The sequence below is a fragment of the Burkholderia sp. SRS-W-2-2016 genome (assembly GCF_001931485.1).
In the GTDB taxonomy this organism is placed as follows: domain Bacteria; phylum Pseudomonadota; class Gammaproteobacteria; order Burkholderiales; family Burkholderiaceae; genus Paraburkholderia.
This window is the reverse complement of sequence record NZ_MSDV01000006.1, coordinates 86,002-106,788: the sequence shown is the minus strand read 5'-3', so window position 1 is coordinate 106,788 and position 20,787 is coordinate 86,002. Positions and strand designations below refer to the sequence as shown.

19 protein-coding genes and 1 pseudogene are annotated in these 20,787 nt (G+C 64.9%); 1 reads left to right on the top strand and 19 read right to left on the bottom strand.

Annotated features, from left to right (window positions below):
• Both BTH42_RS02410 and BTH42_RS02405 read right to left on the bottom strand, forming a co-directional pair.
• A pseudogene (locus BTH42_RS02410) lies at positions 1–464 on the bottom strand (diguanylate cyclase); the annotation flags it as partial.
• A 227-nt stretch (positions 465–691) separates the two neighbouring features.
• The gene (locus BTH42_RS02405; RefSeq protein ID WP_075295390.1) at positions 692–1,168 is read right to left on the bottom strand and encodes a nitrate reductase associated protein; all 477 of its coding nucleotides are present in this window, start codon (positions 1,166–1,168) and stop codon (positions 692–694) included.
• 199 nt (positions 1,169–1,367) lie between these two features.
• Here BTH42_RS02405 and fdhD point away from each other — a divergent pair, with 199 nt between their 5' ends.
• Positions 1,368–2,159 carry a formate dehydrogenase accessory sulfurtransferase FdhD gene (fdhD, locus tag BTH42_RS02400; protein WP_143751953.1) on the top strand — a complete coding sequence of 264 codons (792 nt, stop codon included), beginning with the start codon at positions 1,368–1,370 and terminating at the stop codon, positions 2,157–2,159.
• Positions 2,160–2,183: 24 nt separating this feature from the next.
• Here fdhD and BTH42_RS02395 read toward each other — a convergent pair whose 3' ends face one another.
• From BTH42_RS02395 to BTH42_RS02315, 17 genes are all read right to left on the bottom strand, one after another.
• A complete protein-coding gene (locus BTH42_RS02395) occupies positions 2,184–2,963 on the bottom strand; it encodes an enoyl-CoA hydratase (protein WP_075295386.1) in 780 nt (259 codons plus the stop codon).
• A gap of 113 nt (positions 2,964–3,076) precedes the next feature.
• Positions 3,077–4,276 carry an acetyl-CoA C-acyltransferase gene (locus tag BTH42_RS02390; protein WP_075295384.1) on the bottom strand — a complete coding sequence of 400 codons (1,200 nt, stop codon included), beginning with the start codon at positions 4,274–4,276 and terminating at the stop codon, positions 3,077–3,079.
• Between the two features lie 174 nt (positions 4,277–4,450).
• Positions 4,451–6,886 (bottom strand): 3-hydroxyacyl-CoA dehydrogenase/enoyl-CoA hydratase family protein, encoded by a 2,436-nt coding sequence (locus tag BTH42_RS02385; RefSeq protein WP_075295382.1) that lies wholly within the window; start codon positions 6,884–6,886, stop codon positions 4,451–4,453.
• A gap of 111 nt (positions 6,887–6,997) precedes the next feature.
• Positions 6,998–8,785, bottom strand: a complete 1,788-nt coding sequence (locus BTH42_RS02380; protein ID WP_075295380.1) for an acyl-CoA dehydrogenase C-terminal domain-containing protein — start codon at positions 8,783–8,785, stop codon at positions 6,998–7,000.
• A gap of 95 nt (positions 8,786–8,880) precedes the next feature.
• Positions 8,881–9,480 carry a TetR/AcrR family transcriptional regulator gene (locus tag BTH42_RS02375; protein WP_075295378.1) on the bottom strand — a complete coding sequence of 200 codons (600 nt, stop codon included), beginning with the start codon at positions 9,478–9,480 and terminating at the stop codon, positions 8,881–8,883.
• Positions 9,481–9,775: 295 nt separating this feature from the next.
• Entirely contained in the window at positions 9,776–11,032 is a 1,257-nt protein-coding gene (clsB, locus tag BTH42_RS02370) for a cardiolipin synthase ClsB (protein WP_075295376.1), read from the bottom strand.
• The gene (gene nudB, locus BTH42_RS02365; protein ID WP_075295375.1) at positions 11,029–11,547 is read right to left on the bottom strand and encodes a dihydroneopterin triphosphate diphosphatase; all 519 of its coding nucleotides are present in this window, start codon (positions 11,545–11,547) and stop codon (positions 11,029–11,031) included. The genes clsB and nudB overlap by 4 nt, the downstream gene beginning before the upstream one ends.
• Positions 11,548–11,795: 248 nt before the next feature.
• A complete protein-coding gene (aspS, locus tag BTH42_RS02360; RefSeq protein ID WP_075295373.1) occupies positions 11,796–13,595 on the bottom strand; it encodes an aspartate--tRNA ligase in 1,800 nt (599 codons plus the stop codon).
• Positions 13,596–13,670: 75 nt separating this feature from the next.
• Positions 13,671–14,327 carry a DUF502 domain-containing protein gene (locus BTH42_RS02355; protein ID WP_075295371.1) on the bottom strand — a complete coding sequence of 219 codons (657 nt, stop codon included), beginning with the start codon at positions 14,325–14,327 and terminating at the stop codon, positions 13,671–13,673.
• A gap of 76 nt (positions 14,328–14,403) precedes the next feature.
• Positions 14,404–14,736, bottom strand: a complete 333-nt coding sequence (locus BTH42_RS02350; RefSeq protein ID WP_075295370.1) for an FmdB family zinc ribbon protein — start codon at positions 14,734–14,736, stop codon at positions 14,404–14,406.
• Positions 14,737–14,926: 190 nt separating this feature from the next.
• Positions 14,927–15,550 carry a methyltransferase domain-containing protein gene (locus BTH42_RS02345; protein WP_075295368.1) on the bottom strand — a complete coding sequence of 208 codons (624 nt, stop codon included), beginning with the start codon at positions 15,548–15,550 and terminating at the stop codon, positions 14,927–14,929.
• Positions 15,551–15,593: 43 nt separating this feature from the next.
• Positions 15,594–17,171 (bottom strand): ubiquinone biosynthesis regulatory protein kinase UbiB, encoded by a 1,578-nt coding sequence (gene ubiB, locus BTH42_RS02340; RefSeq protein WP_075295366.1) that lies wholly within the window; start codon positions 17,169–17,171, stop codon positions 15,594–15,596.
• A 15-nt stretch (positions 17,172–17,186) separates the two neighbouring features.
• The gene (locus BTH42_RS02335) at positions 17,187–17,831 is read right to left on the bottom strand and encodes an SCP2 domain-containing protein (protein ID WP_075295405.1); all 645 of its coding nucleotides are present in this window, start codon (positions 17,829–17,831) and stop codon (positions 17,187–17,189) included.
• Between the two features lie 172 nt (positions 17,832–18,003).
• On the bottom strand, positions 18,004–18,999 hold the full coding sequence (locus BTH42_RS02330) for a Tim44 domain-containing protein (protein ID WP_075295365.1): 996 nt from the start codon (positions 18,997–18,999) through the stop codon (positions 18,004–18,006).
• A gap of 37 nt (positions 19,000–19,036) precedes the next feature.
• Positions 19,037–19,768 (bottom strand): bifunctional demethylmenaquinone methyltransferase/2-methoxy-6-polyprenyl-1,4-benzoquinol methylase UbiE, encoded by a 732-nt coding sequence (gene ubiE / locus BTH42_RS02325; protein WP_075295363.1) that lies wholly within the window; start codon positions 19,766–19,768, stop codon positions 19,037–19,039.
• 70 nt (positions 19,769–19,838) lie between these two features.
• The gene (locus BTH42_RS02320; RefSeq protein ID WP_075295361.1) at positions 19,839–20,252 is read right to left on the bottom strand and encodes a gamma-butyrobetaine hydroxylase-like domain-containing protein; all 414 of its coding nucleotides are present in this window, start codon (positions 20,250–20,252) and stop codon (positions 19,839–19,841) included.
• A gap of 85 nt (positions 20,253–20,337) precedes the next feature.
• On the bottom strand, positions 20,338–20,766 hold the full coding sequence (locus BTH42_RS02315) for an HIT family protein (RefSeq protein ID WP_075295403.1): 429 nt from the start codon (positions 20,764–20,766) through the stop codon (positions 20,338–20,340).
• Positions 20,767–20,787: the final 21 nt, after the last annotated feature.

Here is a 20,787-nt window from a genome sequence, read left to right as displayed (position 1 = left end):
GTGCTCGCGGGGACGGCGGGGAGGGGATGTGGAGTCGGATTCGATGCGGCGCTCGCGGTAACCGCCACGGCGCTCGCGTTTTTGCGCAGCGTCTCTTCGAGATCGTGCTGCAACGCGTGGCGCGCCGCGCTCAGGCTCGCCAGCGCGCCGGCCATATGCGGTTCGCTCGCCAGTTCGTCGCGCAGCACGTGCTCGCGGCCGGCAAGCTGGGTGGTGATCGAAGCGGCCGCCTCGGGCGGCACCGGCTCGCCCGCGGCCTTGAGCCGGCGCAGCGCGGCCAGCCCGTTATCGAGCGCGGCGCGATACGCATCAAGGTTCTGGCGCACGCTGGTCGATTGCTGCAGACGGGCGTCGGCGTCGCGCTGCCCGCGAATCTGCGTGTACGCGATGAACGCGTTGGCCCCGACAGCGACGACCACGACCGCGAGATTGATCAGTAGCCGCTTCGATAAGAGAGGATTCATGGGTTCCGAACGTCAATCGTTCCGAGGGCGGGAGCGCGCGTTCGCCTGTCGGTGCGTGCGGGCCGCATCGACGCGATTCTTTTACACGCCAACCTTTGGATATCGGCAGCGTTCGGGACCGGGTTGAGGGTGGTGGGGAAAAATTTATGCGGCGTGCGTGGCCGGCCGCGCCTGGCCGGCCGCACCTAGCCGGCCGCACCTAGCCGGCCGCACCTAGCCGGCCGCGCCTAGCCGGCCGCACCAAACTCCCGCATCGCCGGGACGAAGTCATGGTTCGCTTCCGGCTTGCGCGACAGCTTCGCGAGCACGTAGCGCTTGAACGGCTCCAGCTCGGCCCAGCGCGCGACGCTCGGCGCGGCAAGTCCGGCGAGCCCCGCCTGATGCGTGACGCCTTCGGGCACACTGTCGGTCCTACGCCACGCCGGCGCGTCGTCAGGCGTGAACCATTCCGGTTCGACGTTCGCGTGGGTACGCAGCATTTCGAACAGCGCGTGATCGAAATTCGGTTCGATCTGCGTGTCTTCATCGACCGGGAAACGCGCGAGCAGCTTGCGGTCTTCGAGCGGCAATTGCTGCCATTGCGCGAGCGAGATGCGCAGTCCGAAGCGGTCGAGATTGAAGCGCACCGACATCGGGATATAGGTGAAATTCTCCGAAGACGCGACTTCGAAGTCGAACAGAAGCGGTGCTTCGTTGAGTCCCATGACAAGGCTCCTTCTCGATGACGGGCAGCGTGCGGGCGTCGCTTGAGGTATTTTAGAACCTTATTCGCGCGCCGGCGGCCCACCCGGCGGGCGCGGCACAGTACAGGAGTGAAGCAGCTTGAACGAACACGAACACGCGCGGCCCGCCGGCGACCCCGCCCGCGCGCACGACACCGATCCCGCCGAACAACCCGGCGCGCTGCAACTCGACGTGCGCCGCCATCGCGGCACGTCGGTCGAAACCGCCAGCGATCACGTCGGCCAGGAGTGGCCGGTCGCGCTGGTGTTCAACGGCATTTCGCACGCGGTGATGATGTGCACGCCGCGCGATCTCGAAGCGTTCGCGGTCGGCTTTGCGATTTCGGAAGGGATCGTCGAGCGCGGCAGCGACATTCAGGACATCGAAGTCGAGTTCCACGATCATGGCGAGCTGCCGCATGCGGAGGTGCAGCTGCAGGTCGTGCAGCAGGCGTTCGCCGGCCTGAAGGAAAAGCGTCGCGCGCTCGCCGGGCGCACCGGCTGCGGCGTGTGCGGGATCGAAAGCATCGACCTGCTCGATCTGCAGCCCGAGCGCGTGACCGACACCGGCTTTCTGCAGCGCCTCGCGCCCGATGCGATCGCGCGCGCCGCGCGCGCACTACCCGAACACCAGGCGCTCACCCGCTTGACCGGCGGTCTGCACGCGGCCGCGTGGTGCGACGCGCAAGGCGCGATCCGCTACGCGTTCGAGGACGTCGGCCGCCACAACGCGCTGGATAAATTGATCGGCCAGTTGGTGTTATCGCGCGCCGATACCCGCGACGGCTTCGTGTTCATGTCGAGCCGCGCGAGCTATGAGCTGGTGCGCAAAGCCGCGCGCGTCGACGTGCCGATGCTCGCGACGATCTCGGCGCCGTCGTCGCTGGCGATCGCGATAGCGCGACAGGCTGGGGTGCGGCTCGTCAGCTTCTGCCGCGAATCGAGCTACGTCGATTACGACACCCACGCCTGAACCCGGCACCCGCCTCCCGGCGCGTCAGTCGAACTGCCGGAAATCCGGCTTGCGCTTCTCGAAGAACGCCTTGAACGCCTCGCGCGCTTCGGGCGCGAGCAGCATCTTCGCGAAGTGCACCGCCTCCTCGTCCATCTGCGTCTGCAGTTCCTGCTGGCTCGCGCGTTTCATCAGACTCTTGGTGAGCCGCAGCGACGACGCCGGCAACGCGGCCAGCTTCGCGGCCTGGGTCGCCGCGTACGTATCGACATCGGCGGCCGGCAACACCCGGTTGACGATGCCCATCCGATGCGCCTCGGCCGCGTCGAACGCCTCGCCGAGCAGCAGCTTTTCGGCCGCCGCCTGATAGCCGGCCACACGCTGCAACAGCAGGCTCGATGCCGCTTCCGGACACAACCCGAGCTGCGTGAACGGCAGCGAAAAACTCGCGGTATCGGCCGCGTAGACCAGATCGCAATGCAGCAGCAGCGTCGTGCCGATGCCGACCGCCGGACCCGCGACCGCCGCGACCACCGGCTTTTCCGCCGAGCTGAGCGCGCGCAGGAACTGGAACACCGGCGGGTTATTGCCGACCGGCGGCGTCTTCATGAAGTCTTCGAGATCGTTGCCCGCGCTGAAAATGCCGGCGCTGCCGCGGATCAGGATCGCGCGCACCGCGGTATCCGTTTGCGCCGCGACGAGCGCATCGGCCATCGTCTGATACATCGCGGCGGTGATCGCGTTCTTCCTGCCGGGCCGGTTGAAGGCGATCGTCAGCACCGCGTCGGCGCGTTCGACCAGAATGTCCGTCGTCGTTTGTTCCATCTCGTCTCGCTCCTGCTGAATGTGAAAAACGGCCCGCAAGCCGGGCGGCCTGCGAACCGTTGAATCGTCCGTCGCGGCTGGCACCCCACCCCGCGCGGACCATTGGATACCGCTTACAGACGCTCGATGATGCCCGCCGCGCCCATCCCGGTGCCGACGCACATCGTCACCATCCCGTACTTGTAGTTACGGCGACGCAGCCCGTGCACGACGGTCGCAGCACGAATCGCGCCGGTCGCGCCGAGCGGATGGCCGAGCGCGATCGCGCCGCCGAGCGGGTTGATCTTCGACGTATCGAGACCGAGGTCCTGGATCACCGCCAGCGACTGCGCGGCGAACGCCTCGTTCAGCTCGATCCAGTCGAGGTCGTCCTGCTTCAGGCCGGCGGCCTTCAGCGCGGCCGGAATCGCTTCTTTCGGGCCGATGCCCATGATTTCCGGCGGCACGCCGCGCACCGCGAAGCTGACGAAGCGCGCGAGCGGCGTCAGGTTGAACTGCTTGAGCATCTTTTCCGACACGACGATCAGCGCGCCCGCGCCGTCCGAAGTCTGCGAGCTGTTGCCGGCCGTCACCGAGCCCTTGTTCGCGAACACTGCGCGCAGCTTCGCGAGGCCTTCCAGCGAGGTTTCCGCACGCGGGCCTTCGTCGAGCGACACTTCGCGCGTGTTCACGCGGATTTCGCCGGTCGCCAGATCGGGGAAACGTTCGGTGAGCGTGTACGCGGCGATTTCGTCGTTGAATTCGCCGGCCTGTTGCGCGGCGATCGCGCGACGGTGCGATTCGACCGAGAACGCGTCCTGCGCTTCGCGGCTGATCTTCCAGCGCTCGGCGACTTTCTCCGCGGTCAGGCCCATCCCGTACGCGATGCCGATGTCTTCGTTGCGATCGAAGATATGCGGCGACAGCGACGGCTTGTTGCCCATCATCGGCACCATGCTCATCGATTCGCAGCCGCCGGCGATCATCGCGTCCGCTTCACCGACGCGGATCCGGTCCGCGGCCATCGCGAGCGCGGTCAGACCGGACGCGCAGAAACGGTTCACCGTGACGCCGCCGACCGTATTCGGCAGACCGGCGAGCAGCGCGCCGATCCGAGCGACGTTCAGGCCCTGCTCCGCTTCCGGAATCGCGCAGCCGACGATCGCGTCTTCGATCACGCTGGTGTCCAGACCCGGCACCTGCGCGACGGCGGATTTGATTGCGTGCACCAGCAGCTCGTCCGGGCGCGTGTTCTTGAACACGCCGCGCGGCGCCTTGCCGATCGGCGTACGGCTCGCGGCGACGATATATGCGTCTTGCAATTGCTTTGCCATTTGAATCTCCTATGTCGACCAGAGTTGGCGCTTTAGCGCTTACTCTGGTCCCATTTACGGGTCGCCTGGTTGGCGCTTTAGCGCTTACTCTGGTCCCATGCAACTGGTTGCTAGACGGCAGTGCGCTTTTGCGCGGACTGCCGCCCCATGCAGTCTTGTTGCTGTCAGCCGCTCTTAATTGCGCACCGGCTTGCCGGTCTGCAGCATGCCCATGATCCGTTCCTGCGTCTTCTGCGTACCGAGCAGATCGACGAACGCACGGCGCTCGAGTTGCAGCAGCCATTCTTCGTCGACGAGGCTGCCCGCTTCCACGTCACCGCCGCAGATCGCCTCGGCGATCCGGCTCGCGATCAGGAAGTCGTGCTCGCTGATGAAGCGGCCGTCGCGCATGTTGACGAGCGACGCCTTGATCGTCGAGATCGCCGAGCGGCCCGCGACCGGCACCGCCACCGCGCGCAGCGGCGCACGGTAACCGGCGGCGGCAAGCGCGCGCGCTTCCTTCTTCGCGACGTCGAGCAGCTCGAACACGTTGAAGACGATCGTATCGGACTGCTTCAGATAGCCCATCGTGCGGGCATCGAGCGCGGACGCCGAGACCTTCGCCATCGCCGCGTTCTCGAACGACTTCTGCAGGAACTTCAGCAGATCGCTGGTCGCGCCGACCTGGCCCGCGGCTTCGGCCGCGCGCAGCGCCGCTTCCTTCAGACCGCCGCCGGCCGGCACCAGACCCACGCCGACTTCGACGAGACCCATATAGCTCTCGATGTGCGCAACCCGCTTCGCGCTATGCAGCGCGAGTTCGCAGCCGCCGCCGAGCGCGATGCCCGAGATCGCCGAGATCACCGGCACGTTCGCGTACTTCACGCGCAGCATGCCCTGCTGGAATTTCTTCACGAACGGCTCGATGCCCTTCGCGCCGCCCATCATGAACGCGGGCATCGCCTCTTCGAGGTTCGCGCCCGCCGAGAACGGACCGCCCGGCGTGCCAAGCTTCAGCGACGTGGGCTGCCACACCACCAGCCCCTTGTAGTCCTTTTCGGCCAGTTCGATCGCCTGCGTCAGACCGTCGATCACCGACGGTCCGATCGTGTTCATCTTGCTCTTGAACGACACGATCAGCACGTCGTCCTCGCCCGCGCGATCGTCAACCCATGCGCGCACCGCGTCGGTTTCGAACAGCGTCTTGCCGTAGGTCTTCGGATCGGCGCCGGTTTCGCCGGCGAGCGGCGCACGGAACACCTGCTTCTTATAGACGTCGAGCGACGAGCGCGGCACGAAGCGCTGCGCGGCCGGCGACCACGAACCTTCGGCGGTATGCACGCCGCCCTTCTCCGCGACCGGACCTTCGAGCACCCACGACGGCAGCGGCACGTTCGCGAGACCCTTGCCCGCCGCGATGTCTTCCTGCACCCACTCGGCGACCTGCTTCCAGCCGGCGGTCTGCCAGCCTTCGAACGGGCCTTCGTTCCAGCCGAAGCCCCAACGGATCGCGAGATCGACGTCGCGCGCGTTGTCGGCGATCGACTCCAGATGCACCGCGATGTAGTGATAGACGTCGCGGAAAATCGACCACAGGAACTGCGCCTGCGGATGCTGCGTTTCGCGCAGCAGCTTCAGACGCTCGGCGGCCGGGCGCTTCAGAATGCGGCCGACGATTTCGTCCGCCTTCGCGCCGCCGTCGATGTACTCGCCCGTCTTCGGATCGAGCACCTTGATCGCCTTGCCTTCCTTCTTGTAGAAGCCGCCGCCGGTCTTCTGACCGAGCGCGCCCTTCTTCACGAGTTCGGCCAGCACGGCCGGCGTTTCGTAGACCGGGAAGAACGGATCGTCCGGCAGCGTGTCCTGCATCGTCTTGATCACGTGCGCCATCGTGTCGAGACCGACCACGTCGGCGGTGCGGAACGTCGCCGACTTCGCGCGGCCCAGCCGCGAGCCGGTCAGGTCGTCCACTTCGTCGAAGCGCAGGCCGAACTTCGCGGCCTCGGTGATCACCGCGAGGATCGAGAAAATGCCGACCCGGTTCGCGATGAAGTTCGGCGTATCCTTCGCGCGCACCACGCCCTTGCCGACCACGCTGGTCAGGAAGGTTTCGAGCTGGTCGAGAATTTCCGGGCGGGTCGTCGCGGTCGGGATCAGTTCGACCAGATGCATGTAGCGCGGCGGGTTGAAGAAGTGCACGCCGCAAAAGCGCGCCTTCAGCTCGTCGGAGAATCCTTCGGACAACGCAGTGATCGACAGACCCGACGTGTTGGTCGCGAAGATCGCGTGCGGCGCGAGATGCGGCGCAACCTTCTTATAGAGGTCGTGCTTCCAGTCCATCCGTTCGGCGATCGCTTCGATCACGACGTCGCATTCGGCGAGCTTCGCGATGTCGTCGTCGTAGTTGGCCGGCTGGATGTATTGCGCGTCGTCCTTCACGCCGAACGGCGCCGGCGACAGCTTCTTCAGATTCTCGATCGCCTTCAGCGCGATCGCGTTCTTCGGGCCTTCTTTTGCAGGCAGATCGAACAGCAGCACGGGCACCTTGGCGTTGATCAGGTGCGCGGCGATCTGCGCGCCCATCACGCCGGCGCCGAGCACGGCTACCTTGCGAATGATCAGATTGCTCACGTCGTTTCTCCGGGGAGTTATGCGGTAGTGCGAAGCGTCAGGCAGGCTTCGCGCAGGATGTGACGGGAGCGAGGCGGCGCACGGCGCGGCGCCTCGCGTGAGGGGTCTGCGTTAGAACAACGCTTCTTCGACGTCCATCATCGGCTTCGAACCGGCGCGCGCCTGGCGGATCGTCATTGCCGTTTCGGGCAGCAGCTTCGCGAAGTAGAAGCGCGCGGTGGCGAGCTTGGACTTGTAGAACGGATCGCCCGATGCTTCCTTATCGAGCGCGATACGTGCCATGCGGGCCCAGAAGTACGAGAACACCAGGTGACCGACGGTACGCAGATAAGGCACCGCGGCGGCGCCGACTTCGTCCGGGTTCTGCATCGCCTTCATGCCGATTTCCATCGTCAGCTTCTGGACCTTTTCACCGATGTCGGCGAGCGGGTTCACGAACTCCTGCATTTCCGGCTTGATGCCTTCGGCTTCGACGAACGCGGCGACCAGCTTGCCGAACTTCTTCATCTTCGCGCCCATGTCGCCGAGCACCTTGCGGCCGAGCAGGTCGAGCGACTGGATGCCGTTGGTGCCTTCGTAGATCATGTTGATACGCGCATCGCGCACGTATTGCTCCATGCCCCACTCGGCGATGAAGCCGTGGCCGCCGTAGATCTGCATCGCGTGATTGGTGCCTTCGAACGCGTTGTCCGACAGGAACGCCTTCAGGATCGGCGTGAGCAGCGCGACGAGGTCGGCCGCTTCCTTGCGCTCGGCTTCGTCCGCGTGCGAGAGTTCTTTGTCGATATGCAGCGCGGCCCAGTACGAGAATGCGCGGCCCGCTTCGGCGTAGGCCTTCTGCGTGAGCAGCATACGGCGCACGTCCGGATGCACGATGATCGGATCGGCGGCTTTTTCCGGCGCCTTCGGGCCGGTCAGCGAACGCATCTGCAGACGCTCTTTCGCGTAGGTCAGCGAGTTCTGGTATGCAACTTCCGTCAGACCCAGGCTCTGCATGCCGACACCCAGACGCGCGGCGTTCATCATCACGAACATCGCGTTCAGGCCTTTGTTCGGCTCGCCGACGAGCCAGCCCTTCGCGTTGTCGAGATTGATCACGCAGGTCGAGTTACCGTGAATGCCCATCTTGTGTTCGATCGAGCCGCACTTCACGCCGTTGCGCTCGCCCGGTTCGCCCGCATCGTTCGGGATGAACTTCGGCACGATGAACAGCGAAATACCCTTGGTGCCCTTCGGCGCATCCGGCAGACGCGCGAGCACGAGGTGCACGATGTTTTCCGCCAGATCGTGTTCGCCGCTCGAGATGAAGATCTTGGTGCCGCTGATCGCGTACGAACCGTCGCTGTTCGGCTCGGCCTTGGTACGCAGAATGCCGAGGTCGGTGCCGCAGTGCGGCTCGGTCAGGCACATCGTGCCGGTCCAGATGCCGGCCACGAGCTTCGGCAGATAGCGTTGCTGCAACTCGGGTGTGCCGTGCGCGTGCAGGCATTCGTACGCGCCGTGCGACAGACCCGGATACATCGTCCACGCCTGGTTCGCCGAGTTGAGCATTTCATACAGCGCGTTGTTGACGAACGCGGGCAGCCCCTGGCCGCCGTACTGCGGGTCGCAGCCGAGCGCCGGCCAGCCGGCTTCCACATACTGTTGATAGGCTTCCTTGAAGCCCTTCGGCGTGGTCACGACGCCGTCGCCGGCGTACGTGCAGCCTTCCTGATCGCCGCTGTGGTTGAGCGGGAACAGCACTTCGGAGCAGAACTTGCCGGCTTCCTCGAGCACCGCGTTGATCGTGTCGGCATCGAGATCCGCGTGCTTCGGCATTTGCCGGAGTTCGGCTTCGACGTTGAGCAGTTCGTGCAACACGAATTGCATGTCGCGCAGCGGCGCGGCGTACTGTCCCATGACTCTCTCCCAAGTTTGACAAGAAGCCAGGCCGTTGGCTGAATCCGTCGACGGACTTTCTGCGCCGCGCGTTGCCGGTGGAGCCGGCGACGCGCCTAACGGCTTTCGCTCTGATACGAATTAATCAGTTTTTCCAGCGAGGCCCACGTCAGACGCACCGCATCCGGCAGATGCAGGAAGCGCGCGTCGTGATGCAGACCTAGCGTGACGCTATACAGTTCGAACAGCATCAGTTGCGGATCGGTATCGGCCCGCAGATGCCCTTCTTCCATCGCCTGCGAAATTGCGCGCGTGAGCGCCGCACGCCACATCGTCACGCTCGCCACCAGTTGCTCGCGCACCTGGCTGTCCGCGCGATCGTCGTATTCGACCGCACCGCTGATATAAATGCAGCCGGTCGTGACTTCCTGGATGCGTTTTTCGATCCAGCGGGAAATCATCGCGCGCAGGCGCGGCAGACCTCGCGGCTCGCGCAAGCTCGGGAAGAACACCTCCTCTTCGAAGCGGCGGTGATATTCGCGCACGACCTCGACCTGCAGATCCTCGCGCGACCCGAAATGCGCGAACACTCCACTCTTGCTCATCTGCATACGCTCGGCGAGCAGGCCGATGGTCAGACCTTCCAGTCCGTCACGGCTTGCCAGATCGAGTGCTGCATCGAGAATCGCGGCTCGCGTTTGTTCGCCTTTTCGCATAGCTTTTTACCGTTCTAATGTGACCAGAATTAAAATCGAACGGCCGTACTATTATTGAGGGCGACCGTCCGCTAAACAAGGACTTTATTAGAAACCGGTTTCTAACCCGGCCTCTAATTTTGCGGCTTTCATCAAGTAGATCAATCAGATTTTTAGAGGCGTTTGCCTTGTGTCGAGGCTTGCCGATCTGCGCGCGCGTGTTCTCTTTCTGTCTCGCGCGCGCCGTGCTTCGCCGCCGCTCCGTACCTGCCGTAACCGGCTCGCGTTGCAGGGCACGCGCGGAGCCTTTGCACCGCTAGTCGTAACCGCCAACCGTCAACACTTTCATCGCCACGCGGTAGCTCGTGTACGCGATCCAGCTGATCGCGCGCACCCGCGCCGGGCGCTTTTCGTAGTGCGCTTCATCGATTGGGCGCGCGTCCGCGAACGCGCCGAGGATCGCCTCGCGCAAGCTCGCAATCGACTGATCATTGACCAGCACCACGTTCGCCTCGTTGTTCAGCATCAGGCTCAACGCATCGAGATTCGACGAGCCGACGGTGCCCCAGTTGGAATCGACCACCGCGACCTTGCCGTGCAGCAGCGTCTTCTCGTACTCGGCGATCTGCACGCCCGCGCGCAACAGCGCGTTGTAGAGAAACGGCACCGCGTAATCGAGCGCCTTGAACTCCTTGCGGCCGATGATCAGCTTCACGTCCACGCCGCGCTTCGCCGCGTACACCAGCGCGCGCCGCAGCTTGCGTCCCGGCATGAAGTACGGATTGGCCAGCAGGATTTCGTGGCGCGCCTGGCCGATCGCGGCGAGGTAGGCCTTTTCGATCGCGCGGCGATTGATCAGGTTATCGCGCGCGACGAACGCGACGCACGGCTCGCCGCCCGCCCATAGCTCCTCGTTGCGACGCCGGCGGCGCCGCCGCAGACTGCCGAGCGAGCTCGCGTCGTGCGGCGAGAGGTCCGGCTTGATCGAGTCGAGCGGCCGGTGGCCGATGCGAATCCGCCGCCATTGCACTTCGATCGCGTCGCGCACGTCGCTGACCACCGGGCCGCGCAACTCGACCGCGAAGTCCCAGCGCCGGTACGGCAGCTTCTGGCCGTTGTTCTCGTAGTCGTCGACGATGTTGATGCCGCCGCAATAGGCGATCTCGTTGTCGACCACCGCGAGCTTGCGGTGAGTGCGCGAAAAGCCGAAGCGGCCGAAGATATGCGGGTTGTAAATGCGATGCTCGATGCCCGCGGCCGGCCATTGCTCGAACATTTTCAGCCGCGCGGTGCCGATGCCGTCGGTAATCACGCGCACCCGCACGCCGCGTTTCGCGGCGCGCAGCAGCGCGTCGTTGACCGCATGGCCGGATTCGTCGTCGCAGAAGATGTAGGTTTCGAGCGCGACGCTTTGCTCGGCGGCATCGATGCGCTCGATCAGCGCGTCGAAGAACTCATCGCCAGAGCGCAGCAGCTTGACCTCGTTGTTACTGGTGAAGCGGTAGCGCTGCCAGTAACGGCGGCCGAGCAGCGTGTGCCGCAAACGGGAGAAGCGACCGCCGCCTGCGCTCACTGGCTACGCTCCCCGGCGAGCGGCCCGGCCTCAGTGCCGACGATCGGCCGCGCGCCGAGCCGGCGCGGCAACTGCAGGATCGCATCGGCATTCGACGCGGAAAAGCACCGCGACGCCGCCTCTTCATACGGCAGCCACTGAAACCGCGTGTGCTCGCGCGGCGCGAGCGTCACGTCGATGCGCTCGGGCACCTGCAGGCTGAACCAGTGCTCGGTGTTCTGGATCACCCCCGCTTCGTAGCGGTAGCGAAATTCCGGGTAGATCTCGTAATCGATCGAGTATTGCCAGTCGAACAGCGCGCTGCGCGGCACCAGCGCGCCGCCGATCATGATGCCGGTCTCCTCGCCGACCTCGCGCACCGCCGTATCGGCGAGCGGCTCGTCGAGCCGGTCCTTCGAGCCCGTCACCGACTGCCAGAAGCCGGCATGATCGGCGCGCTCGAGCAGCAGCACATCGAGCGCGGGCGTATGAATGACGACGAGGACGGACTGCGGAATTTTCGGCGGTTTCGGCATGGCAGAAAACGAGGCGCGACGCGCGCGCGGTACATGTCGGATGACAGTCGAAAGGGTCTGAAAACGGTGGCTTCACTGTAACGCAAAAAACGAAAAAGGCGCTGAGGCGGGTTCACCTCAGCGCCTTTTCATAGCGCATGTGTCGCTTTTTTGCGGCGGCGGGCCGCATGGTCACCTGCTGCTTGCAGGTTGTGGCCAGCCCACCAGCCGCCAGACTTGCGGGCCGCGCGCGGCGGCCCTCGTCTTACTTACACCTTCGGTTCCGGCGAACGCAGACGGATGTGCAGTTCGCGCAGCTGACGCTCGTCGACTTCGCTCGGCGCCTGCGTGAGCAGATCCTGCGCGCGCTGCGTCTTCGGGAACGCGATCACGTCGCGGATCGAGTCGGCGCCGGCCATCATCGTGACGATGCGGTCCAGACCGAACGCGATACCGCCGTGCGGCGGCGCGCCATATTGCAGCGCGTCGAGCAGGAAGCCGAACTTCGCCTGCGCTTCTTCCGCGTTGATCTTCAGCGCGCGGAACACCTTGCTCTGCACTTCCTCGCGGTAGATACGCACCGAGCCGCCGCCGATTTCCCAGCCGTTCAGCACCATGTCATAGGCCTTCGCGAGGCAGCGCGCCGGATCCGTTTCGAGGTACTCGAGGTGCTCGTCCTTCGGGCTCGTGAACGGGTGATGCGCGGCCACGTAGCGGTTGTCTTCCTCGTCGTATTCGAACATCGGGAAGTCGATCACCCACAGCGGCTTCCAGCCGGTCTGCACGAGACCGTTGGCCTTGCCGAATTCCGAATGACCGATCTTCAGACGCAGCGCGCCGAGGCTGTCGTTGACGACCTTCGCGCGATCCGCCGCGAAGAAAATGATGTCGCCGTCTTGCGCGCCGGTGCGCTCGATGATCGCCTTCAGCGCTTCGTCGTGCAGATTCTTGACGATCGGGCTTTGCAGACCGTCACGGCCCTTCGCGACTTCGTTGACCTTGATCCACGCGAGACCCTTCGCGCCGTAGATGCGCACGAATTCCGTGTAGCTGTCGATATCGCCGCGCGAGAGCTCGCCGCCCTTCGGCACGCGCAGCGCCGCGACGCGGCCGTCCTTCGTATTGGCCGGCGTGCTGAACACCTTGAAGTCGACGTCGCGCATCGCGTCGGTCAGCTCGGTGAATTCGAGCTGCACGCGCAGGTCCGGCTTGTCCGAACCGAAGCGGCGCATCGCTTCCGCGTACTCCATCACCGGGAACTTCTCGGCCAGATCGACGTTGATCGTGGTCTTGAACACGTGACGGATCATCGCCTCGAACAGATCGCGGATTTCCTGTTCCGTCAGGAACGAGGTTTCGCAGTCGATCTGCGTGAATTCCGGCTGACGGTCGGCGCGCAGGTCTTCGTCGCGGAAGCACTTGGTGATCTGGTAGTAACGGTCGAAGTTCGCGACCATCAGCAACTGCTTGAACAGCTGCGGCGACTGCGGCAGCGCGAAGAACTGACCCGGGTTGGTACGCGACGGCACGAGGTAGTCGCGCGCGCCTTCCGGCGTGCTCTTCGTCAGCATCGGCGTTTCGATGTCGATGAAGCCCTGTTCGTCGAGGTACTTGCGCACTTCGATCGCGACGCGGTAGCGCAGACGCAGGTTGTGCTGCATCTGCGGACGGCGCAGATCGAGCACGCGATGCGTGAGGCGGGTGGTTTCCGACAGGTTGTCGTCGTCGAGCTGGAACGGCGGCGTGACCGACGCGTTCAGCACGATCAGTTCGTGGCACAGCACTTCGATCTTGCCGCTCTTGAGCGACGCGTTCGTGGTGCCTTCCGGACGGCCGCGCACGACACCCTTGACCTGCACGCAGAACTCGTTGCGCACGCCTTCGGCGACCTTGAACATGTCGGCGCGATCCGGGTCGCAGACGACCTGAACGAGCCCTTCGCGATCGCGCAGGTCGATGAAGATGACGCCGCCATGGTCGCGGCGGCGGCTTACCCAGCCGCACAGCGAGACGGATTGGCCCAGCAGTTCTTCGGTCACCAGACCGCAGTATTCAGATCTCATCGACATGATGTTTGTCTTTCGTTTTGCATTGGTTGATCGGCGCGCCGCAGGTGATCCTGCATGAAACGTTGCGCGCCGGCATTACAGCGGAGGCTCGACGGTCGTGCGGCGCACCGGCGCCGGCGGCGGCGCGGACGGCGCCACGACGCCCATCGAAACGATGTACTTGAGCGCAGCGTCGACGGTCATGTCGAGCTCGATCACTTCGCTTTTCGGCACCATCAGGAAGAAGCCGGACGTCGGGTTCGGCGTGGTCGGCACGTACACGCTGACGTAGTCTTCCTGCAGGTGATTGACCACGTCGCCGCCCGGCACGCCGGTCAGAAACCCGATCGTATAGGAACCGCGGCGCGGGTACTCGATCAGCAGCGCCTTGCGGAACGCGTTGCCGCTGCTCGACAGCAGCGTGTCGGACACCTGCTTGACGCTGGTGTAGAGCGGGCCGACCACCGGAATGTGCGCGACCAGCAACTCCCACCACTGGACGAGCTTCTGCCCAATGAAGTTCTGCGTCAACAGGCCGACGACAAAGATGAACGCGAGCGTCAGCACCGCGCCGAGGCCCGGCAGCCGATAACCGATCGCGCGTTCCGGCTGCCACGACATGGGCAGCAGCAACAGCGTCTGGTCCATCGTGCCGATGATCAGACCGAGCACCCACAGTGTGATGGCCAGAGGCACCAGCACCAGCAGGCCAGTCAGAAACACCGATTTGAGCGTGGTTTTTTTCGTCGTCATGTGTACCGCCAGAAAGCCGCGGGGGCCGAGGCCCGCCGCGCGACAGATGCGCCGCCCACGCAGGGCGGCTGTGCTACTAGGCGCTGCCGGAGCCGCTCGGGCTCGCGGCGGCCGCCGGCGCAGCGGAGGCCGCGGGCGCGGCAGGGGCTGCAGCCGGTGCGTCCGAAGTCGCGGCGGCCGGCTCGGACTTCGTTTCCGAGGAGGCTGGCGCGCTGGTTCCGCCGCTGCCGCCGCGGAAATCGGTCACGTACCAGCCCGAGCCTTTCAGCTGGAAACCGGCGGCGGTGAGCTGCTTGCTAAAAGTGTCTTTTCCGCACTCGGGGCACTGCGTCAACTGGGGGTCGCTCATCTTCTGGAGCACGTCCTTCCCGAAACCGCATGACCCGCATCGATAAGCGTAGATCGGCATGATCCTTTCCTACTCCAAATCCCTACTGAAATCTTGTAAACGCTTGCAAAGCCTTGAATTATAGCCGCAAACGATGGCCGCTCCCCGGTTTTCAAGAAGCGGGCGCGCGACGCGCGCGCCGTCGCGTCAGTTGGGGGCGGCCCGCGCCACTGTCAAGAGCGCGCCGTGTGGAACGGTGCGGGCCGCGCCGTTATGCGCGCCGCCGCCAGCTCAGCCAGCGCTCGCGGCCGGCGAACACAGCGATCGAATCGGCCACCGGCTCGTCCTCGATCAGCTCGAAGTACGGCGCGAACAACGCGTCGAGTTCACTTCGCTCGGTGCCGAACGGCGGCCCCTTCGGCGTCGCGCCGAGAAAAAAGAAGCCCGCGAGCAGGCCGCCTGACGGCAACAGCTCCGCCATCCGCCGCACGTAGTCGGCACGGCGTGCCGGCGGCAACGCGCAGAAAAACGCGCGCTCATAAATCCATGCCGGTTCGAACGGCGGCTCATAAGTGAAGAAATCCGCCTGCTCGACCAGTTGTGCGTCCTGCGCGCCCAGCTGCTCGCGCGCCGCCGCGACCGCCGCAGCCGAGAAGTCGATCGCGCGGACCGGGTTGCCCTGCCGCGCGAGCCACACTGCTTCGTACGCGCTGCCGCAGCCCGGAATCAGCACCGCGGCGTCGCGATGACGTTCGGCGAACGCGCGAAACGCCGACGGCACGCCCGCCTGATCCCACGGCGTGAAGTGGCGCTCGAAGCGTTCGTCCCAGAACTCTGGCGAGTTCGGATCGCGGGTCTCGAAATCGGGTGCGGAGGGTTGGGTCGGATCGCTCATCGGGTGCCTCGTACAGGTTGTGGCCGGCCGGCGTCAGCCGCGCTCAGCCGCCATAAGCGAACATCAGAAACGCCCGCGCGAGCACCGCGCCGACGCCAACCGCAACGCCGAACAGCAGCAGGCCTTGCAGCAGTCGATTGGTGCGCTTCTGCTCGAGCAGGATCTGGCGGATCACGTCGTCGTTGGCGCCGCCGACCGGATTGTGATGCTCGGCCAGCGCGTAATGAATCAGACGCGGCAGTTGCGGCAGCGTCTTGCTCCACTGCGGCACTTCGATTTTGAGCCGCTCGTACCAGCCGCGCAGACCGATCTGCTCGTTCATCCAGCGTTCGAGATAAGGCTTCGCGGTCTTCCACAGATCCAGCTCGGGATCGAGCGAACGGCCCAAGCCTTCCACGTTCAGCATGGTCTTCTGCAACAGCACCAGCTGCGGCTGAATCTCGACGTTAAAGCGGCGCGAGGTCGAGAACAGCCGCATCAGCACCTGGCCGAGCGAAATATCTTTCAGCGCGCGATCGAAATACGGCTCGCACACCGCGCGGATCGCGCTTTCCAGTTCTTCGACGCGAGTGGTCGGCGGCACCCAGCCGGACTCCAGATGCAGCGTCGCGACGCGATGGTAGTCGCGCTTGAAAAACGCAAGGAAGTTCTGCGCGAGGTAGTTCTTATCGAAGTCCGACAGCGCGCCGATGATGCCGAAATCGAGCGCGATATAGCGGCCGAAGTGCGCCGGATCGAGACTCACCTGGATGTTGCCCGGGTGCATGTCGGCGTGGAAAAAGCCGTCGCGGAACACCTGCGTGAAGAAGATTTCGACGCCTTCGCGCGCGAGCTTCGGAATATCGACACCGGCCGCGCGCAGCGTGTCGACCTGGCTGATCGGCACCCCGACCATCCGCTCCATCACCAGCACCGTGGGCGTACAGAACTCCCAGTACATCTCCGGCACCATCAGCAGGTCGAGCCCCTGGAAGTTGCGCCGCAACTGGCTGCCGTTGGCCGCCTCGCGCATCAGGTCCAGCTCGTCGTGCAGATACTTGTCGAATTCGGCGACCACCTCGCGCGGCTTCAGGCGCTTGCCGTCGGCCCACAGGCGCTCGGCCCACACCGCGATGTCGCGCAGCAGCGCGAGATCGGAGTCGATCACCGGCAGCATGTTCGGCCGCAGCACTTTCACCGCGACGGCCTTGCCCGCATGCTGACCGGCCTTGACCTTCGCGAAGTGAACCTGCGCGATCGACGCGCTCGCGACCGGCACCCGCTCGAAGTCGTCGAACAGCACGTCGACCGGCGCGCCGAGCGACTTCTCGACCAGCCCGATCGCAACCGCCGAGTCGAACGGCGGCACCTGGTCCTGCAACTTCGCGAGTTCATTCGCGATGTCGACCGGCAGCAGATCGCGGCGCGTCGACAGCACCTGGCCGAACTTGACGAAGATCGGCCCGAGACTTTCAAGCGCGAGCCGCAGACGCACGCCCGGCGGCGCGTCGAACTTGCGGCCGAGCGTGGTGATACGCAGCAACAAGCGCACGCGGCGATCGTTGATGCGGCTGAGCATCATCTCGTCGAGACCGAAGCGGATGACGGTGAAGAATATTTTGAGGAAACGCAGAAAACGCATGACTTGGCCCGGTGACTAGCGCGTGCCGCGCGACGTGGCGGCGCCGCCCGGCGCATATGCGCCGCGGGCTTCGACCTTCTGTTCGAGACGCTCGATCCGCTTTTCGACGCGCGCCAGCGCATCGCGCGCGCGCGCCAGCTCGACATTGAAATCCGCGAGCGCGGTGCGGCGCACCAGCTGCGGATTTTCGTCGAGCAGATATTCGGCCGCGGTATCGAGCAGATTGCGGCCGGTGCGTTGCACGTGGCCGCCGACCGAGCGCACCAACGAAGTAATGCGCCACGCCGGCCCATCGCCGATCAGCTTCGCGAGATCTTCCTCCGGCTCCCAGCGCAGATGCTCGGCGAGCTTCGCGATCACCGTCGCGAACTCGGCATCGCCTTCGATCTTCACGTGCTTCATCACGGCCGCCTGGCCGCCTTGCACGAAGGCCGGCAACGCATCGGACGGCACCGAGATCGTCACGTCGAACTGATGCGCATCGCTTTCGTCGAGCGTGCCGAGGTAGCCGTCCGGCTGCACCAACAGCGCGAGTACGACAGGCGGACATGACAGGCGGGCGGTCTTGCCCGCATAGGGGACGAGGCGCTCGCGGGCCCATGATTCCCGGGCGAGCAGATGATTGACAGCAGCAGCGAAGGGCTTGGCGGCAAGGGTCATCGAAAGTGGCAAGAAAAAACCCGCGCGAGCGAGGTGCTCGCGCGGGTTCCTATTGTAACGTCCGTTCGCTTCGCGGCCTGCTATGCCGAACGGCCTATTCGATGCGTCAGCGATGAACCGGATCAACGCCGCGCGGGCCTTTGTGACCAGCCGCGCGCGGCGCTTCAGCAACTCAGTGCTGTTCGACCTGCTGAATGCCGGCGAGCAGCCAGCCTTCGCCGGCACGGTTCGCTTTCGACAGATTCCAGACTTCGACGAACGGCTCGGCCGCCGCGCCCGGCTGTTCGCGAATCAGACCGGAGAAGCGCACGCTCGCGAGGTACTCGTTGCCGCGCTCCTCGACACCGAGCAGATCCGCGTTCAACTGGACGACGTCGGTCTGGTTCGACTGCGCGCCGCGCGACGCGAGGTCGACGCGCACTTCGGCGAACATTTCCGGCGTGGTGAATTCGCGGATGTCCTCGACGTTGCCGACGTCCCACGCGGCCTGCAGGCGCACGAAGTACACCTTCGCGTTGCGCAGGAACGCTTCGGAGTCGAAGCCGGCCGGCACCGACGGCGTCGCGCCGACTGCCGGCGTGGTAACCGGATTACCTTGCGGCTCGAGGTACGAACCGGTCGACGGCGCGCTGTAGCGCGGCTCCTGCGTATAGCCGGTCTGGCTCGTGTTCAGCGACGGCGCCGCGCCCGCATACGCCGGCTGCGACCCGGCGCGCTTACGGTTCATGAAGCGGCGAATCAGCCAGATCCCGACCATCGCGATCAACGCGATCACGATCACGTTCGCAAACATGCCGGCGAACGCTTCGCCGAGGCCGAAGTGAGACAGCAACGCGGCGATACCGAGACCCGCGGCGAGACCCGCGATCGGCCCGAGCCAGCGGTTACGGTTAGGCGCCGCGGGCGGCGTCGGCGTGGGGGTCGGCGCGCGCTGCTGCTGGAGAGCCTGGCTGTTCTGCCCCGGCTGCGACGGCGGCGGGCTCTGGTGCTGCTGCTGAACGGTATTCGACTGACGGCCGATGCTGCGGCCCCCGCCCATGCGGCGGGCTTCGGCGTCGAGAGAGACAAGGGTGCCGGTCATGATCAGACCGACCATCGCGATCAGTCCGATTCTTCTCGCCAGCGACCGCTTCACCTTACAGGGAGATAACAACGTGGAATCGGACATTTCGGAATTTCCTTTAAAAATCGATGGGTTAGGGACCCTAGTATTTCGTCCCCACATGTAACGCTACCACGCCAGCTGACAAATTGTAATATTTGACGCCGTCGAGACCCGCTTGTTCCATCATTGTTTTCAAAGTTTCCTGGTCCGGATGCATACGAATCGACTCCGCCAGGTACTGGTAGCTGTCCGCGTCCTTGGCGAAACGCTCGCCGAGCCACGGCAACACCTTGAACGAATACACGTCGTAGACCTTCTTGAGCGGCTCCCACACCTTCGAGAATTCCAGCACCAGCAGACGCCCGGCCGGCTTCAGCACGCGCCGCATCTCCGCGAGCGCGACGTCCTTATGGGTCATATTACGCAGACCGAACGCAACCGTGACGACGTCGAAGTAGTTGTCCGGAAACGGGATTTTCTCCGCGTCGCACAGCAGCGCTGGGGTGATGACGCCCTTGTCGAGCAGCCGGTCGCGGCCCACCCGCAGCATCGATTCGTTGATGTCGGTATGCCAGACTTCGCCGCTCTCGCCCGCCTGCTTCGCGAATGCCTTGGACAGATCGCCGGTGCCCCCCGCGATGTCGAGCACCTTGAAGCCCGGCCGCACATTCGCCTGGGCGATCGTGAACATCTTCCACGCGCGGTGCAATCCGCCCGACATCAGGTCGTTCATCAAGTCGTAGTTGGAGGCCACCGAGTGGAACACCCCCGCCACCTTCTGCGCCTTGTCCTGTTCGTCGACCGATTGAAAGCCGAAGTGGGTTTTGCTCATCGCGCTCGTCCTTTCGCGTGTTCTTTCTTGAATGTTGCGCCGCTCGCGCGGCGTGAGGGGGCGAATCGTATCAGTGACAGTGGCCGTGCGCCGCCGCGGCGGGCACCATCGGCGTGTCGCGATCGACGCCGGCCGCCGCCAGCTTCGCGAGATACGCGCGCCACAAATCGTCCTGGCGCACCGCCATGTCGTGCAGCAGGTCCCACGAATAGATGCCGGTCGAATGACCGTCGGAGAACGTGGGCTGCAGCGCGTAATTGCCGACGCCTTCGATCATCGTGATCGTCACCTCGCGCTTGCCGGTCTGCAGCGTTTCCTGGCCGGGCCCGTGGCCCTGCACTTCCGCCGACGGCGAATACACGCGTAGCAACTCGAACGGCAGACGATACGCTTCGCCGTTTGCGTACTGCACTTCGAGCACACGCGACTTCGAATGCACGACCACGCCGGTCGGCACCGGCGTCTCGGGGGTCAATCCGCTCATGTTGGCCTCTAATAGATAACGGCGCTCGCCGGGCTCGCCGCGCCATTGGCGGCGAACCCGGCGAGCGGCACCGGCGCGGGGACGTTCAGCCCAGCGCCTGTTCGATTTCCTGCCGCACCGCCTCGCGCAGCAGCGTGGCTTGCGCACGGCGCGCCGACAGCATCGCTTCGGACACCGTGCGCTGGCGCGGCGCCCAGATCGGCAGGGGGAAATGCGCGTCGTTCGAATAACGCGGAATCACGTGCCAGTGCACGTGCGGCACCTGGTTGCCGAGGCTCGCCAGGTTGATCTTCACCGGTTGCATCACGCGCCGCAGCGCGCGTTCGACCGCGTACACCGCGTGCATCACGCGATCGCGCTCGCTACCGGAAAGATCCGAAAACTCGGCGACATGCGCATTCCAGATGACCCGGCAAAAGCCCGGGTAATCGGCTTCGTCGGCGAGGACGACCCGCAGCGAGTCGTCCTGCCACAGCACATCGCCGCCGTCTTCACGGCAAAAAACGCAGTCCATCGTCGTCCTCAGCAAAGAATC

Coding starts and splice junctions, on each gene's coding strand:
- BTH42_RS02380 (WP_075295380.1), bottom strand. CDS start 8,785: ATGGGACAGTACGCCGCGCCGCTGCGCGACATGCAATTCGTGTTGCAC.
- BTH42_RS02395 (WP_075295386.1), bottom strand. CDS start 2,963: ATGGAACAAACGACGACGGACATTCTGGTCGAACGCGCCGACGCGGTG.
- BTH42_RS02390 (WP_075295384.1), bottom strand. CDS start 4,276: ATGGCAAAGCAATTGCAAGACGCATATATCGTCGCCGCGAGCCGTACG.
- BTH42_RS02405 (WP_075295390.1), bottom strand. CDS start 1,168: ATGGGACTCAACGAAGCACCGCTTCTGTTCGACTTCGAAGTCGCGTCT.
- BTH42_RS02330 (WP_075295365.1), bottom strand. CDS start 18,999: ATGTCCGATTCCACGTTGTTATCTCCCTGTAAGGTGAAGCGGTCGCTG.
- BTH42_RS02335 (WP_075295405.1), bottom strand. CDS start 17,831: ATGACCCTTGCCGCCAAGCCCTTCGCTGCTGCTGTCAATCATCTGCTC.
- BTH42_RS02315 (WP_075295403.1), bottom strand. CDS start 20,766: ATGGACTGCGTTTTTTGCCGTGAAGACGGCGGCGATGTGCTGTGGCAG.
- BTH42_RS02375 (WP_075295378.1), bottom strand. CDS start 9,480: ATGCGAAAAGGCGAACAAACGCGAGCCGCGATTCTCGATGCAGCACTC.
- nudB (WP_075295375.1), bottom strand. CDS start 11,547: ATGCCGAAACCGCCGAAAATTCCGCAGTCCGTCCTCGTCGTCATTCAT.
- BTH42_RS02345 (WP_075295368.1), bottom strand. CDS start 15,550: ATGAGCGATCCGACCCAACCCTCCGCACCCGATTTCGAGACCCGCGAT.
- BTH42_RS02355 (WP_075295371.1), bottom strand. CDS start 14,327: ATGACGACGAAAAAAACCACGCTCAAATCGGTGTTTCTGACTGGCCTG.
- ubiE (WP_075295363.1), bottom strand. CDS start 19,768: ATGAGCAAAACCCACTTCGGCTTTCAATCGGTCGACGAACAGGACAAG.
- BTH42_RS02320 (WP_075295361.1), bottom strand. CDS start 20,252: ATGAGCGGATTGACCCCCGAGACGCCGGTGCCGACCGGCGTGGTCGTG.
- ubiB (WP_075295366.1), bottom strand. CDS start 17,171: ATGCGTTTTCTGCGTTTCCTCAAAATATTCTTCACCGTCATCCGCTTC.
- BTH42_RS02350 (WP_075295370.1), bottom strand. CDS start 14,736: ATGCCGATCTACGCTTATCGATGCGGGTCATGCGGTTTCGGGAAGGAC.
- aspS (WP_075295373.1), bottom strand. CDS start 13,595: ATGTCGATGAGATCTGAATACTGCGGTCTGGTGACCGAAGAACTGCTG.